Here is a 16,657-nt window from a genome sequence, read left to right as displayed (position 1 = left end):
GTCCGTCCGGGCCCGTTCGGCGTTGGTCGGACGGGCTGCCAACCTCAGACACCGTTCCCCTCGTGTACCGGGGCGACACAGTCATGAGGGGGTGCCGGTGGACGATGAGGCAAGCTTCCGGGAGTTCGTTTCGGCACGGATCGGCCGCCTGTCGCGGGTCGCGTACCTGCTGACGGGCGAGCATCATGCGGCCGAGGACCTGGTGCAGGTGACGCTCATCAAGGTGGCCCGGCACTGGCGCCGGGTGGTCCAAGGGGGCACGCCGGACGCCTACGTGCGGCGGGCGCTCTACCACGAGCACGTCTCGTCGTGGCGGAGCCGGCGCGGCCGGGAGGTGCTGGCCGCCGACCCGCCGGAGCGGGACATCGGGCGGGACGAGTCCGCCGACGCGGTGCGCCGGATCGTGCTGCGCAACGCGCTGGCGAGGCTGGCGCCGGGACACCGTGCGGTGATCGTCCTGCGCTACTTCGAGGACCTGTCCGAGGCCGAGACCGCCGACACGCTCGGCTGCTCGGTGGGCTCGGTCAAGAGCCAGACCCATCACGCCCTCGCCCGGCTCCGGGTCGTGGCTCCTGAACTGGTGGAACTCATCGAGGACTCGGAGGTGCCGGCATGATGTCCCTGAAGGATGCGCTGGTCGACGCGGCCGACGACGCACGCGTCTACGACGTGACCGACCGTGCCGTGAAGGTGGTCCGGCGCCGCCGGACGCTGACCCGGCTGGTCCCGGTCGCGGCGGCCCTGCTCGTGGTCGCCGGCCTGGTCGGCGTCGCCTGGCCGCTCAGCGGCGGAGGCGGTCAGGAGCCGTCGACGGCCGCCGACGGCCTGCCACGGCAGCTGGCCCTGGAGCGGTCCGCGCCGGTGCTCCCCGAGGACCGCGGCGTCGGCCCGGCCACGCTGGCCTTCCTGTACGACGGCGACCAGGGACGTTGGGCCCTGCTCGCCGCGGACGGCCGCCAGTACAAGGTGGACGGCCTGCGCGTGGACGGGATGTCGCCGGACGGCCGGTGGCTGCTGGTGCTGCGCTCCGAAGGATCGTGGGTGCTGCGGGACCTGACCGGCACCGCACGGCAGGAGTTCGCCGGCGTGGACACGAGCGCCGGCGCGAGCTGGTCCCCGGACAGCCGGCGGCTGGTGGTGCAGCCCTCCAGCCGGTCCGGCGTCACGTACACGGTCGACCTCACCACCGCGGCCCGCAGCACGGCGCCGCCGGAACTGCCGCGCACCGCCCGGGTGTGCGCGGTGCGCAACTCGGGCGAGCTCCTGCTGTGCCCGCTGCCCGAGTCGTCCTTCTCCGGTCTGCGCCTGGCCGACGGCACGACCGGGCGGGTCATCCGCGACATCCCCACGACCGACCTGGGTCTGCGCCCCACGGAGACGCTGCCGGAGGCCTTCGGGGCACCGATCCTGGACACGGACGACCGCACCCTGTTCATGCGTACCCACGACGCGACCGACCCGGGCTCGGCCGCCGGCCAGCACACCTTCCTCGTCGGGTTCGACCTCGAGACCGGCCGCCTCACCCACCGGTACCCGCTGCCCGACGACATCCCAGGCGCCCAGCGCCCCACCAACGGCGGCGTCGAGTACGGCCAGCCGGACGCCCGCCACGTCCTCGGCGCCCACCCCGAAGGCCCGCTCCTGCTGCACCTCACCCCGAGCGAAACCGACCCGTTCCAGGTCGGCTCCGTGACCATCGAACTGATCGCCCGCGACACCGGCGCCCTGCGCACCGTCACCCACGCGTCCAGCCCGATCGGCCTGATCCGCTACCCGGGCTGACCGCCGGAACACGACCCACCACGCGCCTGGCCGGACCTCCACCCGACCCGGCGCGTGGTGGCTCCTGGAATCCGGAAGCACCCGATCGTGTCACGCGCGAGTGCTTCGTTTCGGGGATGGTCGATGCGCATGGTGGGGGTGCGTCTACCAATCCCTGCAGCGTGGGCTCGACCGGGAGGGCGGCAATGTCGGTTCCCGATGCGCACCTCGCACCGCCGGAGCGCTCCTCGATCTCCTCAGCGGTCGAGGAGGAGATCACTGGCGGGCCGTGGTCGACCTGACCAACGGTGCGTTGATGGACGACCCGTCGCCGCTGGCCTCACCTCTGGTGGCCGACGAGATGACCCGCAACGTCGCGATCGCCGCGCTGCACACCTACCGGGCCGGAGAGGTGTCCCTGGGCGCCTGGCCGGAGGGCGACTACGTCGTCAAATGCCACCAGCTGCGGGTGGCCATCATCACGATCCCCGCCACCGCCCTGGCCCGGGCCGTCGGCGCCCTGCCGGGCGACAACCTCGCGCCGCTGCGGTTCCCGTCGTTGGCGCCGGCCTCAGCGGCGGCCGCCGAGCACTGGAAGCGGGCCGCGGCGTTCGTGCGGGGACGAGACCGCCGGCAGCCCACTGATCCTCGGCAGCGCCACCCGCACGCTGGCCGCCACCGCGCTCACTGTGTTCCCCAACACCCGGCTGCCCGAACACGGGCTGCACGGCCGCGACGCGACACCGGCCACCGTGCGCCGAGCCGAGACCTACATCCACGCTCACGCCCACACCGACCTCGACCTGGCCGAACTCGCCGCCGAGTGCCATGTCAGCCCACGCGCTGCAGTACGCCTTCGCCCGCCACCACCAGATGAGCCCTATGCAGTACCTGCGCCGGGTCCGGCTCGCCCGGGCCCATCAGGACCTCCTCGACGTCGACCCCACCACCGGCGCGACCGTCACCGCCATCGCCGCCCGCTGGGGATTCGCCAACCACAGCCGCTTCACCGCCAGCCACCACGCCACCTGCGGCGAACCGCCCTCCACCACCCTCCGCGACCGCTGACGTGCTGAGGCCGGTGCACGGTACGCCGGAAACGGTCATCCGGTCTCGCCCCGATGGAATGCCGCCGCGTCCACCACCCCAGCCGGGCGCCGCCCGCAGGCCCGGCCTGCAGTCCGGCGCATGGAGACGGCAGACATGGTGATCGTCGCTTCTCGGCGCCGATGACCTACGAGCACCTCATACAGGAGGCAGACCGCCGCTGGGCCCAGGTCCGGTTGGGGACGGTCTTGAGGGGGCGCGGGTGGAGCGCAGCTCCCCCGATGGGGAGCACGGCGAAGCCGTGCGCGGGGTATGACGGGCGCCCCGGCGAGCCGTCCCGAAGGGACGAGCGAGCAGGGGGCGCCCAAGCCCGTGGGCCGCCAGGGACTCGAACCCTGAACCTACGGAGTCGCGGCAGTGCGGTTCGGTGAAGCCGGATTCGTTGCTACACAAGGGTTTCAGCGTTGGCATGGTCCGGCTCGGTGGGGTCGGTTGCTGTACTTTGCTGCTGTACTTCCTGGGGGATCCGTGCCGCGCCGGCCCCACGCAGGAAGGGGACTAAGAACCGCTAGCGAGCCTGCACTTTTGAAGATCACTCGATCCGGCAGATCGTGGCTGTGGCCAGCTCGAACGCTGCCAACGCTCGTGGACCTTTGACAATGCTTCTCAAGCTTAGCCCGGATCCAGATTGGGTTCCGATGATCTTCGCCGAGCGGCTGGCTCAAGTATCGGTTCGGGTGAGTGATTGTGCGGTACAGAGGTGGCAGGATGGACGGCCGGGAGGCAAAGATCAGTACCGCTTGACTTGCATGCGCTCGGTACTCCAGCTAGCAACCCTCCCAACCTCGTTATAGCGGGTCTGAGAAGATGTGCGAAGCGCTGGAGCGGGAGGGAACACCTCGATGGATCGCTTTCAAACCTCGAAGCAGAAGCTTGAAGAGATCGGGCGGGAGCTTGAGGCGGCCCCGCTCAATGAGGCGACTACCCGGATTCGACTGATCGACCGGTTGCTGACGGATTGCCTTGACTGGCGACCTGGAGACATAACTGCGGAAGACCGTTTCGACGGACGAATCGCAGACTACGTGATCGGAAGCCCTAACCCGCAAATGGTGGTCGAGGCGAAGAGGGAAGGCGTCCACTTCAACATTCCTGCAGGGCTGGTAGGGCGACGGTCCATTGACTTGCCAACTCTACGCGAAGACGCTACTACCGACAGCGCTATCCGGCAGGTTCTCGGATATTGCCACGAACGCGGCGTGCCCATCGCAGTACTATGCAACGGGCATCAGATAATTGCTTTTTATGCATCGCGCCAAGACGGTGTCCGCCCGCTAGAAGGGCGCGCATTGATGTTTTCGTCAGTCACAGAGATGGTTGACGAGTTCGGCGTTCTTTGGAATAACCTGTCCCGCGAAGGGATTGCACTCCGCCATCTGCAACGATTACTGTTGGGTCGCAATCCTCGCCCCCTAGCCCCCGGAAAGATGTCCGATCAGATTCGGCGCTATCGGACTCTTCGCGAGAGGACCGAACTGGAGACTGACCTTAAGATTCTCGGAGAACTCTTTCTCCAGGATCTTGGAACTTCTGGCGATGTCAAGGAAGACTTCATACGTAACTGCTACTGCGAAACCGGCGCGCTTTCGCAGTACGCCGCGGTTAGCAAAGAGATTCTCAGATCGCGATACGTGTCACTGAACAGCGATCTACCGGTCTCACCCGAATCCGTCACTAATCGCCGCGGTATTAACCCCTCACTCAAGAGCAGCACACTGCTGTCAGCGATGAGCAATCGCCCACTGGTCTTGGTGGGCGATGTTGGCGTTGGCAAGAGTATGTTCATACGGCATCTGCTGCAGGTCGAGGCACAGGAAGTCCTCTCGAATGCATACGTCTTCTACGTAGACTTCGGCAAGGAACCGGCTCTCGCGCCAGACCTTCGTCCATACGTTGTTATGAGACTGGCTCAGCAGATGCGGGTAAAGCACGGTGTCGATATTCATGAGGCCGCCTTTATACGCGCCGTCTACAAGGATGAGCTAGATCGTTTCGAGCGCGGGTTGTGGGGAGAGTTCAAGAGCGTAGACCCATCACTCTATCGGCAAAAAGAGCTAGAAATGCTCGCCGGGTTAACCGCCGATGTACCGGAACATCTCCGCGCGAGCCTGAAGCATCTAGCGAAATCCCGACGACGATCTCCCGTTTTTGTCCTTGACAACATCGATCAGCGGAGCTCAGAGTTTCAGGACGAGGTCTTTCTTATCGCTCAGTCACTGGCGGACGGATGGCCCGGTACTGTATTCGTAACGCTTCGCCCGGAAACGATGTACCAATCCAAGAGCAAAGGCTCGCTTGCTGCCTATCCGCTCAAGGTGTTTACGGTATCACCTCCACGGGCCGACCAAGTTGTTATGCGACGCTTGAAATGGGCTCACGCGAAACTACTGGACGCTGCAGAGACCGGAGACTTCCAGATCCAGTTCTCAATCAATACGCCCTCTATGCGTGCTGTGCTTGAAGCATACATAAAGGCGTTCTCCGAGAATTACCAGCTAAATGAGATCATCGATAACCTGAGTGGTGGTAATACGCGCACCGCCCTTGAGTTTCTGAATACCTTCATCGGCAGTGGGTACGTTTCAGTGCAGCGAGTGCTGGAGGTGGCGGGGCAGGGTGAAGTCTACTCGGTACCCGTTCATGAATTCCTACGGGCGATTATTTTCGGTGACTACAACTACTATATTCCCTCCGTAAGCAAGGTGTGCAACGTCCTGGACATTCATTCGGACGACGGTAGGGAGCACTTTCTACTTCCTCTAATCCTTGCCTACGTCGACCAGGCGGGGCTGGCAGAGAATTCCAAAGGATTTGTCGAGACGTCTGAGGTCTATAAACTTGCGCAAGAGTGCGGCTACGCACAAGAGCAAGTTGGCCTGCACCTCGACGTGGCGCTGGCACGTGGTCTACTGCAGGCCCCATACTCTGCGGGCGCCGAGGGGCCTTTTCGAATCACGACAGTCGGCAGTTATATGTATAAGTCAATGTTAGCTAGATTCGTCTACCTTGACGCTATGGTGGTCGACACGCCGATCACCGATGTGCAATTCCGGATGCGGTTGGCAGACGTTCATAGCATCCTTGAGCGAATCAATCGCGGACGGATATTCGCCGACTACCTCGACGCTCAATGGCAAAAACTCGGGCGAGTAGTGCCGTCTGACGTCCCGTTCGACTGGACGGCCACCTCTGCACTACTGCGAGAAGACATCTCCGAGGCCGAGCGTCGTGCTATAAGAGCTGAGAGAACAAGGCGCTCATAGTCTCGGACGCTGATGATCGACGCCGCTCGTGCGCTGCTGCCTCAAGTCCCTCCGTGTACCCGTCGTCCACCTCCTGGGAACGGGACGGCGGCGGGGGCTGCCCCTGTGAGTACGGACCGCGACGTCGGCGACCACGCTTGGCGGCCCCCGCCGCTGGCCTGTTGGCTTGCCTGGACGGCGGGTCTGCGGAGGGGCGCCCACCGGAACCCTGAGGCCCCGGCTGGAGGCCCCGCCGGAGGCAGAAGCGTGACTACTGGGTCAGCTGGCAGGGAGCGCAGCGACCGGTGTCCGCAGGAGCGACGGTATTGCGCTCGACGGACCGGGTCCCGAAACTGCTGGACCGTTGACGGCCTGGAGCTCACCGACGTTCGTCCACGATCGACTCTGCGCGGCCTGTGCGCGGGTTCCCGGCCGAGCGGGGTTCCGGCGCCAGCGCGGAGCGCTGGCGCCGGTTGCCCGCCGAGCCGGTGACCGCGTGCGGGCTGCGCCGAAGGCGCCTTGATCTAGTACAGCAAAATTCGGCAACAGTCAGTTAACCCGCCCTAGCTGACGGGCTTGTCTGCAACTACGCCATATATACCTTAGCAGTATCGCGATCTTGTGGGACGCTTTACCGGCTACACAAGAAGACAGAGGATGGCAATGGCGAATTTCAGCGACGGCTTCCTTCCCTACCTTCCACCGGACAAGTCAAGAACGAGCGTGGCACTGAAGACGGGTATTGTCGTAGTCGATGCAAATGTCCTACTCGACGCCTACCGCTATACCACGGATGCAAGGAGTGAACTTCTCTCCGCCCTGCGAGCGCTTGGCAAAAGGCTATGGGTTCCGCACCAAGTGTCCCTCGAATTTCACCGAAACCGCGTTTCGGTTATCGCCGCACATGGCGACGCATACAGAGATGCAGTCAAGGCAATCTCGGAGTTCCGAAAGAACTATGAAGATGAGTTGGTGCAGCATCTCCGACAGTTCGCCAACCGAGTCGCCCTGGACGAGAAAACACAAAACGATCTGATTACCTCTGCAACAAAGTCCCTTGGCGAACTTGCAAATCGCATCAATTTACTGCAGAGCCGGCACGGCATATCTGACCACTTCGTCCGAGACGATCCAGTCCTCGAACAACTCAGAGAGTTGCTTGCGGAACTTGTAGGCGAACCCATGGCGCCGGACGTTGAATCCGAGGCGAGAGCTGAAGCTCAGAAGCGTGTCCAAGAAGGCCGGGCACCAGGCTTCAAGGATAGCTCCAAGTCCGACCCGTGTGGCGACTACCTGCTTTGGCGACAAAGCCTAGAAGAGGCAAGGATTCGAAAGGTCCCACTGGTGCTAGTGACGAGGGACAGCAAGGAGGATTGGTTCCTCAAGATACGCGGAAAGACAATAGGCGCACTTCCGGAGTTGGTCCAGGAATCATTGGATTATGCCGGCGTAGATTTTATAGCGCTGACCACTCGAAGCTTCCTGGTGCACGCACGCTCCGAATTGAACGCAAGCATCAGCCAAGAAACTCTTGCTCAGACCGAGGCAATCGACCAAAGCGCTAGAAGCCGCTCTAATCTCGTCCGATTTACCATGCAGACGGTTGACGAGGCACTTAATAGGCTTGAAGCACGTCAGCTCGACCTTGCCAACCTTGAAGCATCGGTCACCCATCAACTACGCGAGGGCGCCCTGCTACCGGACAGCGACAATGAGCAAGACATGGCGGATCGGGCAGTATTGGCGCATCGACTGGATGCAGTCAAGGCCGAGCGAAACTTTGCGGAGAAACTTAGTACGAAGCTTCGTAATATCAAAGGTGCGGGCTCGCGCATTGTATTCGATCCACGCGAACTCGACTACCTACAAGACCATGCAGCGCAGGCTGTAATTTCAAGGCCAGCACCCTCGCACCGCACAATCGCTGACCTGTTCCGCGACTACAGGAGCAACGGAGCTCGCACACTAAGCGGCATGACAACGTCCGAACTGCGTAGAATATATGCAACTCTATCACCGGACTCGAATGTCCATTCTAGCAAGACTACAAAGATGGACTTGATACACCTGATCGCCAGTATCCTGGAAGCCAACGCCGACCTAGACGAATCCCTGTATCCGGAATGAACGACTGCGTTAACCTAAATCCCCACGCATAGCCGGGCGTAGAGCAACTACCTCTGTACCCTATCTACGCTAGAAGACGGCTTGTAAATCCGGCAGCAACGAGTCGCTCATACGCTGTCTTCACATCCCCGGGAATGTCTTGCGGGATGGCGTAACCAAGGTCGGCATAGAGACTGATCCGCTGGGTATCTCCGACCAGCATATTAACAACCTTCACAGCATTGCCGATGGTCCGAACGTATTCATCTAGACTGAGTGGATTCGAAAAGCAGATCTTCCCGTCCAGCGTGCTGCCCGGCGCAAGTCGTGGGACACGGACGATGCCCGGAAGTTCCTGGAGTCGGCCCGCGCTGACGGCGACCCGCTCTACGCCGCGTACGTCCTGGTCCTCGTGCTCGGCCTCCGCAAGGGCGAGATGCTGGGCCTGACCGACGACGCGATCGACTGGGCCGGCTGGGACAGACGCTGCAAGGAGCACCGGGAGACCTTCTGCGTGGACTGCGTCGCCGAGTACGACGTCACGCTCCGGATTGATCGGCAACTTCAGCGCATCGGCTCACAACTCCTCCACCGCGAGACGAAAACCCCGACGTCCGACGCCGGCCTCCCGCTTCCACCAATCTGCGCCGTAGCCGTTCGGCAACGCCACCTCGATACCGAACGCGACAGGGCCGAGGCCGGCCCGCTCTGGCACGGCCTGCGCCTACTCTTCACGACGAAGTTCGGCACACCAATCGAGCCGAGGAACTTCAACCGCTACTGGGACCGGCGCTGCCTCACAGCTGGCGTACCGCGTATCACTGTGCGGGATGCCCGGCGGACCTGCGGTTCATTGCTTGCAGACCTTGATGTCCACCCGCGGGTTGCGATGCAAATTCTTCGACACGCGAAGTTCTCAATAACTATGGAGATATACACTCAGGTTTCGTCGACAAAAACCCGTGAGGCCCTACGACGCCTGGGAGCAAGCTTAACTTAGGCAATCGGACGACAGACATCTACCTCGCTCCACGGAAACCAGCGTCCGGGCGCGCTTGCAAATGGCTAAGTCTCCAGTAGATATCTCTCTAACCCCTTGTGTCGAAATTGAAAACCAATCCCGGACTTCCGCATCAATCCAGCTCGACAGCACCAGTCGAAGAATGCGAGCAAGCGGATCGGCGTACGGTTCAAGTAGATCGAACTAAGAATCACGGCGAATAGATACCGTCCTGCCGCGCAAGTAATGACCGTGCTTACAACCCAACAAAGGCCGATGCATATTGCCATTGGTAAGCCAAGGACTTCCGACGTTACGGCAGTCTGCACAGACCCGAAAGCAGCGCCGAAGAGAATGGCTGCGAAGAGGTCGCCTCTTAGCACTGAGCGGGGTGATTGAGTCCGAGCAAGATCGCTCGGGATGGAGAGTATTACCACAATTCCCAGCACTGCGACTGACGTCCCAGCGACAATACCGTACGGCTCGTCATAGAAGAACGAGGCGAATCCGATCGCAATTGCAACAATGACCGCGAGTGCCGCCGAGCGTTTGATGCGTAGATTGCGAAGCCCTTTAACGCCGATAGTCATTGGAGGCTTTCTTGCTCCCAGAGCCGTTCCGGTCAAGATCGCAAGCAGAAGCAAGGAAGAAGCGAACATGAGGCCAGTTGCCCACGGACTCGCAGGTTCTTGTGGCGGCAAAGCACGACTCAAAGGACGATAGAGGCCGATGGGCAACTGAATGATTCCTACTACGGCGGCCATCTTGGCGCGGGTATTGGTCCGAAGTTCGACCACCAGGTCCCAGTCATGCAAGAGTATGGTTCCGGCCGAAGGATGCGATTGGCGGTGTCGGTCCATCAGTCCGGCGACTTTACGGAGGGCTCTAGCGACACCTTGAGGGCTTCGTCCATAAATCTGCGCACGAGACGTTACAAATGTTCGATATAGGATTCTATCCACTCTTGATATGTACTCACTACTACTCCCGCCGGACTGCCGACGCGCGAGTTCTGTGGGGGAAGGCAGGAGGTCGGACAACGGGGCGCCACTTTTCTGGTAGGCGACCATCATGGCTAGCCGCCAAGGCGCAGATAGCAGTAAGCGAATGTCTTGGTCGCCCGCCCTAAGCCTGCCTAAAATTTGGCTCCATTCGGCGAGCTCCAAATCGCTGCTCTGGATGCTGATGTAGTTCGTTACTGATTCTGTAGATAGCGCCTCAATGGAAAGCTCGTCGAAAGCTCGCAGACGAGAGACCATCGTCCGGTAGCTCTGCCTGTCGTTTCGACACGCTAGGACAAGTCGTGAGTGCGGAGACGTCGCAAGAAATCTATTGATGGCAGCTACCGCCGCGCGGCCTCGCTCGGTGGAAACGCCGACGTCGTCAACCTCATCCAATGCGTCGAGCACCGGAACGATGTAGTTCGCAGCAAGTAGCCGATTAGCAATCTCGCGGCTGAGGCCGAATCGCGTTGAAAGCTCGTAGGAGAACCAGTCATTCATGGAGTCCCCGGCCTGCCAAGACGGAAGGCTGAAAAGTACCGGAACCGCCAACCCGCCGTCCGCGAGGCGCAGGCCTTCGCTTTGCTTTCTTTTTAAGTGCAAATCCACCAAGAGTCTTAGCGCAACAACCGTCTTTCCTGAACCTGGACCTCCTGATATCAGTAGCCTGCCCGAGGTTTTTCTAACATAGAAATCTGCTATAGAGCCGATTTGAACTCTTTCAGCCCTGGTCGCGGAAGATCTCGAACTCGCGGTTCTTCTCGCGGCCCTCGTCAAGATGACGGCCGCTGCATGGGATTCCAAATCATTAGTTCCGAGCAGGTGTGCGATTTGTTCAGCTCCATCACGGAGCACCTCAATCGCCAGCTGATCAGCCACATCCGTCAGACTAGTCAGCGCACCCGACTTCTTCGCTTGGATGCGATCCGCGACCACAAATACAATTCCAAGTGCGCCAAGCGACATGCCGAGAATGTTTGCCCAGCTAACGACCGCATCAAAGGATGTCGCGCTACGACGGAACGCAAATGCAACAATTGGAATGCCCAACGCAATGAGGCATTTTCATCGTGGGTAGTGGCTGGTCTCGACGCGGTGTAGCGCGAGGATGGCTTGCACGATCATGGTGGCTCGGCGTGGGCAGCAGCGGAGTTTCGCCAGGATCTTCCAGGTCTTGAGGGTGGCGATCGCGCGTTCGCCGCAGGCCCGGATCTTCGCGTGCGTCTTGTTCACCGCCTTCTGCCGGCGCGACAGCTTGGGCCGGCGACGGTGGCGCTTGAACGGGGTACGGAGGGTCCCGCCGGCGCCCTGGTAGCCCTTGTCGGCGAACGTCATCACGCCGGCGGAGCTCAGCGCGTCGATGATGCCGTGGGTGCGTGCCGCGGTGAGGTCATGGGTCACGCCGGGCAGTGCCGGTGACGCCCAGACGAGGCGGCCTGCGGCGTCCGCGATGACCTGCACGTTCACGCCGTGTCGTCGGTGTTTGCCGGAGTAGTACGGACGTTGATCTGCGACCCGGTCGATCGGGATGAGCGTGCCGTCCAGGATCGCGTACGCGAGGGTCCGGATGCGTGCCATCGCTGTGCTCAGGTCGCCGGCAGCTACGGCGAGCAGGGCGATCGCTTCCTGGACGTATCGCCAGGCGGTCGCGACGCCGACCTCGAACCCGGCGGCGAGGCGGGTGTAGGTGTCGCCGTTGCGTAGATGGGCCAGGGCGAGTAGTGCCTGCCGGCCCGGGTCGAGGCGCCGCCATCGGGATCGATGCTGGTTGCGGTGCTGGCGGATGCGATGCGCGAGGTCGTTGAGGGTGCGGCTGGACAACGGAATCGTGGCGGGGTAAGACAGCACGGCGAGGCTCCCGGTCGGGGCATCGGATCTTGGTCGACTGCTGTCTTACCTGGAGCCTCGCCCTCATCGATCCCCGGGTCTGCTGCACCCGCTCCGAGCTGCAACGTCAGCTTGGAAATGGCTCAATGATAAGCAGGCCGACGAGACTTAAGCACAGGCCGATCATCCTGAAAGAGAATGGCAACGTCCGTCGCGCCAATGACAGCTCCTATGCCTACTATGGGCATCAAAGGTGAGATCGGTCGATCACTAGCCGTGTGGTCCTGGCATACCCTAGTGCAGTAAGCCACTGAAAGCGACTGGCGGGCGTCCGTGAGTAGCTGGCGGCTTCACCGCGAGGTGCACGACTTATGCCTCATACAGCGACCCGAGGGTTGCCCAACTGCTGTACTTCGGTGCTGCATGAGCCTCAAGACGGCAGAGCCGGCGCTCGTCGCACCGGCTCTGACCTGTACTTCTGGTGGGCCGCCAGGGACTCGAACCCTGAACCTACGGATTAAAAGTCCGCAGCTCTGCCATTGAGCTAGCAGCCCGAGGTCCTGAGATTACCTGACAGAGGACCGAAGACTCACATCAGTTAGGACCAAGGTCGCGGGGCTCTGCAGTGCAACTGACAGCGGGTGGAGGGCACGGTTGCGGCAGGTTGGTGCTGCGCGGCGCCGGTCGTGGAGCAGGTGACTCGGAGCAGGTGCTCGGGATGGACCGAGACGTGGCAGGCCTCCTCGGTGACCTTCGCCAACAGGCCGAGGGGCCGGCGCCCTGGTCGGAGCGCCGGCCCCACGACTCACGGCACCGGGTGCAGCAGGTACCTCTGCTGGTCGCTGCCGTTGCACGACAGTTGCTGGACCTGGGCGCCGTCGGCGAGGCTGCCGCCGATCACGTCCAGGCACATCGCGGTGTGGCCGGCGAGCAGGTTGGCCATCGGATCGGTGAAGCCGCCCGCGTAGTAGCCCGCGAGTCGTTGCTGCGGGGTGCCGCTGCAGGCCGCGGTCGCCGCCAGGGCACCCTGGGAGAGGCTGCCGTTGCGGATCTCGAGGCAGGAGCTGGGCGACGAGACCGGATGGATCCGCTGGTAGTCGCTGCCGTGACGGTCGAAGGTCCACGTCTGGGTCGGGCCGGTGCCGCACGTCTGCTGGACGATGTTGACCCCGTCTGCACCGGCGGTGAGGCACTTGCCCGACTTCACCGAGACGATCTGGTACCGCGTGCCCGGCTCGATGCGCAGCGAACCGACGGTGAACGGTCCGGTCCCGCCCTCCCAGCGCTGGTCGGGTCCGGTGAAGCTGCCGTCCGCGTTGGTCGTCCAGGTGAAGAACTTCGTCTGGTACGCGCCGCAGCACCGGCTGGCCGCGCCGACGTCAGCCCGGCCGTCGCCGTTGAAGTCGCCGACCTGGAACGTGTTGTTGTCGCACCACGTGTAGGTGCCGCTGGCGTACCGTCCGACGACTGCGGAGACGGTCCGGTCCGCGTTGCCGTATTGCACGAAGAGTGACATGTTGCAGGTGCCGAAGCGGTACACGTGCAGCACGTCGGAGCGGCCGTCGGCGTTGAAGTCGCCGGTGAGCTGCTGGTCGGAGGCGGCCCAGCAGAAGTTGCCCGGGCCGGAGTCCCAGGTGAAGATGCCCTGGAACGACGCGACCGTGTTGTAGTTGACCCACATGCGGGTCTGGCAGCCGCCGTAGTCGTAGAAGACGCCGATGTCGACCAGCTGGTCGCCGTCGAAGTCACCGGCGACGACCTTCATCCGGTTCCAGTCCGCGCCGCCGGAGGCCGGCTGGGTGTACCAGGTGGCCGGTGCCGCGAACGACGGTGTGCCGGCCGTGCCGTTGGCGACCAGGATTCGGTAGGTCCACACGGTGGTGTTGTCGTTGTAGACGACCGCAAGGTCGTCGCGATGCTGCGGGTCGTTGTCGTAGTTGCCGCTCAGCACCCGCATCTTCGCGAGGTCCCAGCCGGCCAGCGTGGCGAGGACTGCCGAGCTGTACAGCCCGTTGCCGTCGGAGCGCTGCACGGAGACCGTGACGTTGGTGCCGCTGGTGCTGAAGACCGCGACGTCGGAGAGCCCGTCGCCGTCGTAGTCGCCCTGGGTGGTCTTCACCGATGCGGTGGTGTAGACCCCGCTGACGCCCTGCGGGGCGAGGGCGCTTGCCGCGGCACCACTCGCCGGCAGGTCCAGTCGCCACAGCGCGCTCTTGCCCGCCCCGGCGTCCGTCAGCACGGTCAGGTCGGCTCGGCCGTCACCGGTGGCGTCGCCGGCGACCCGGGCGACGGTGCCGGCGTTCGCCTTGAACTTGTAGATGATCCGCGCGCTGTCGAGCCCGCCCATGCTCCGCGCCTGCAGGGTCAGGTAGTTGACCGTCGTGCCGGAGGCCCTCGGGACGACCGGGATCACGACGTTGCCGTTCGCCTGCGCCGGTGCCCAGATCGCCGGTTCCGCCGGGACGCCTTCACCGACCGCGTAGAGGTACCCGGCGATGTTCGCGTCGTGGCTGTCCTTGAGCACCTGGACCGCGGCGGGCCTGCCGACGACGGCGTTCGCCGCCGGTGCCGGCACCACCAGTCCGGTGGCGAGCGCGAGATCGGTGCTCGTTGCGGTCGGGTTCACCGGTGGCGCGTTGTCGACGACGAAGGAGCAGGTCGGGCTGTACTGCCCGGCATGGGTGCCGTCGTGTCCGCGCACCGAGAAGGAGTACGTGCCACCGTCGGTGAACGCCTCGGGTGGGAGGGTCGTGGTGAAGTCGCCGGCCGTGGCGTAGCCGGAGTCGGCCGGTGCGTACTGCGCCGGGATGCCCGTCACCTGCCACTGCGCTTTGAGGTTGTCGTTGTTCGGGTCGCTGAGCGCGGCGCGCAGGGTCAAGCCGCTGCGGGTGTTGACGGCGACGGTGCCGGCCGTGCACACCGCCGACGGGTCGATCGACAGCTGCGCGAGCGTCGGGGTGCGCGGAACATGGTTGTAGTTGACGATGAGCACGGCGGTGTTGACGTTGAACTTCTTCCACCGGTCCCCGGTCGACTCGCCGTTGCCGGCCGAGTCCATCGCCGACAGCGCGAGGGTGTAGTTGGCCCACGCGGCATTGGCGACCGCCTGCACGTCGCCGGTCAGGTTCCCGCTGAAGTACATCATGGGCTGGTTCGCCGTGTAGCACGTGTCCTTGTTGGCAGCGGCCGACTGGGCGTCGAGGTAGGTGTTGACGCCGCTGTTGGCCCACGGGTTCTTCGGGGTCGCCGCGATGCCGTTGGCCCGCCAGAGCGTCGCGGTCGTCGCGGAACAGGACCAGGAGTGGTAGAGCTGGATCTGGAACGTGGCGGAGGTGACGATCGAGCCGCTCAGCACCCCGACCGGAAACTCGAACAACGGCCGGTAGATCGCGCCCGAGTCGGGTGACTTGCCCATCCGGACGGTGGAGGTGTCGTTGTTCTCGTTGGCGTTGTTGGAGTAGGCCCACCGGCTGGCGCTCGGGCTGTGGAAGGCCGGATCGATGAAGAGCGGGAAGTCGGCACCGCCGAGCAGCGCCCGGTCGGGCTGCAGGACGAGCTCGGACTGGCTGACCTCGGTCGCCGCGGTCGCCTTGCGGGCCCGGTCACTGGCGCCGCGCACGGTCGAGGGTTCGGCGGCGTCGGCCGCGGATGCGGATGCGGATGCGGATGCGGCACCCTGCTTGACGGCGCTGCCCCCGCGTAGCCCCGAGTCCCACATGACCGCGGCACCGGAGGTGAGCATCGGCTTGCCGTCGACGCCGGTCACGTCCACCCCGCCGTCGGCGGTCCGGGTGACTTTGACGCCGGTGCCGCCCAAGGTGTAGCGGATCCGGCGCAGCGCCGGATTCGCGGCGGCGGCGGCGTCGTGCACGACGAGGACATGGGTGAAGCCGGTGGCGGTGGCGGTGACGACCAGGTCGACGCCGGTGAACACGCCGGGATAGGTGGCGGAGTCGCCGTTGACCTGGGGCGCGGGCAGCGCGGCGGGCCAGCCGAGGGTGAACGTGCGGCCCTTGTCCGCGACGGTGACGAGCGGGTCATTGCCGCCGGCCGAGAACTGTACGTCCATCGTGGACGCCTTCGGCACGAAGCCCTTGCCGGACCGCACGAGGTTCACGTCGATCGGGGCCCATGATCCGTCGGTCCGCTTGACCCGCTGCGGCACGACTGATGCCTGCAGGGTCGAGGTGCCGTCGGCGTTGGCGAACACCTGGGTCGACTCGGTGCGCGCGGTCAGGTCTTCGACCCGCCGGTCGCAACGGCGGGCCAGGTCCCTTGCGGTCTGGGCGCCCGTCGCGGTGTCGGCGCAGGCCGGTGGTTTCGGTGGGGCGGCGGTCGCCGGTGACCCGGCGACAAGGACGGCTGGTGGTGCGAGCACGGCGAGCGCCGTGATCGCAGCCAGTCGGGCACGGATGGACATGGCGATCCTATCGAGGGTCGGCGATGGGGCAGACGGCAGCGCCACTACGACCGATGGGGCACGGTCGAAGCGTGTGACGAGAGTCGGATCGGTCGCTCGGCAACCGCGACGGTCAGGACCGCCGGCGCGCCACCCTCGATGGTGGCCCGGACAGAGAAATCCCCGCCATCCGCAACATGCTTCCTCCCCCGCT

General features: G+C 63.8%; 8 protein-coding genes, 1 tRNA gene and 2 pseudogenes. 6 read left to right on the top strand and 5 right to left on the bottom strand.

The window, feature by feature from the left end; translation table 11 throughout:
- The first annotated feature begins 97 nt into the window (after window positions 1–97).
- From AB0J72_RS00810 to AB0J72_RS00790, 5 genes are all read left to right on the top strand, one after another.
- Window positions 98–616, top strand: a complete 519-nt coding sequence (locus tag AB0J72_RS00810) for a SigE family RNA polymerase sigma factor (RefSeq protein ID WP_363392917.1) — start codon at window positions 98–100, stop codon at window positions 614–616.
- A complete protein-coding gene (locus AB0J72_RS00805; RefSeq protein WP_363392914.1) occupies window positions 613–1,782 on the top strand; it encodes a hypothetical protein in 1,170 nt (389 codons plus the stop codon). Before AB0J72_RS00810 ends, AB0J72_RS00805 begins: the two co-directional genes overlap by 4 nt.
- An 807-nt stretch (window positions 1,783–2,589) precedes the next feature.
- Window positions 2,590–2,829 carry a helix-turn-helix domain-containing protein gene (locus AB0J72_RS00800; protein ID WP_363392911.1) on the top strand — a complete coding sequence of 80 codons (240 nt, stop codon included), beginning with the start codon at window positions 2,590–2,592 and terminating at the stop codon, window positions 2,827–2,829.
- A gap of 881 nt (window positions 2,830–3,710) precedes the next feature.
- Window positions 3,711–6,131: a hypothetical protein gene (locus AB0J72_RS00795; RefSeq protein WP_363392908.1), complete on the top strand. Its 2,421-nt coding sequence runs from the start codon at window positions 3,711–3,713 to the stop codon at window positions 6,129–6,131.
- A gap of 636 nt (window positions 6,132–6,767) precedes the next feature.
- On the top strand, window positions 6,768–8,237 hold the full coding sequence (locus AB0J72_RS00790; protein WP_363392905.1) for a PIN domain-containing protein: 1,470 nt from the start codon (window positions 6,768–6,770) through the stop codon (window positions 8,235–8,237).
- Window positions 8,238–8,301: 64 nt separating this feature from the next.
- Here the strand turns inward: AB0J72_RS00790 and AB0J72_RS00785 are convergent.
- A pseudogene (locus tag AB0J72_RS00785) lies at window positions 8,302–8,511 on the bottom strand (YdcF family protein); the annotation flags it as partial.
- Window positions 8,512–8,532: 21 nt separating this feature from the next.
- Here AB0J72_RS00785 and AB0J72_RS00780 point away from each other — a divergent pair.
- Window positions 8,533–9,216: pseudogene (locus AB0J72_RS00780) on the top strand (tyrosine-type recombinase/integrase); the annotation flags it as partial.
- Window positions 9,217–9,281: 65 nt separating this feature from the next.
- On the opposite strand, the gene AB0J72_RS00775 reads toward AB0J72_RS00780, so the two are convergent.
- The 4 genes from AB0J72_RS00775 to AB0J72_RS00760 form a co-directional block, all read right to left on the bottom strand.
- On the bottom strand, window positions 9,282–11,267 hold the full coding sequence (locus tag AB0J72_RS00775) for a hypothetical protein (RefSeq protein ID WP_363392902.1): 1,986 nt from the start codon (window positions 11,265–11,267) through the stop codon (window positions 9,282–9,284).
- 15 nt (window positions 11,268–11,282) lie between these two features.
- Entirely contained in the window at window positions 11,283–12,065 is a 783-nt protein-coding gene (locus AB0J72_RS00770) for a transposase family protein (RefSeq protein ID WP_363392900.1), read from the bottom strand.
- A 458-nt stretch (window positions 12,066–12,523) separates the two neighbouring features.
- Window positions 12,524–12,598, bottom strand: a tRNA-Lys gene (locus AB0J72_RS00765).
- A gap of 251 nt (window positions 12,599–12,849) precedes the next feature.
- Window positions 12,850–16,464, bottom strand: a complete 3,615-nt coding sequence (locus AB0J72_RS00760; protein WP_363392897.1) for an RICIN domain-containing protein — start codon at window positions 16,462–16,464, stop codon at window positions 12,850–12,852.
- Between the last annotated feature and the right edge of the window lie 193 nt (window positions 16,465–16,657).

The sequence above is a fragment of the Dactylosporangium sp. NPDC049742 genome (assembly GCF_040674675.1).
Taxonomy (GTDB): Bacteria; Actinomycetota; Actinomycetes; order Mycobacteriales; family Micromonosporaceae; genus Dactylosporangium; species Dactylosporangium maewongense.
This window is presented reverse-complemented; position numbering and strand designations above follow the sequence as displayed.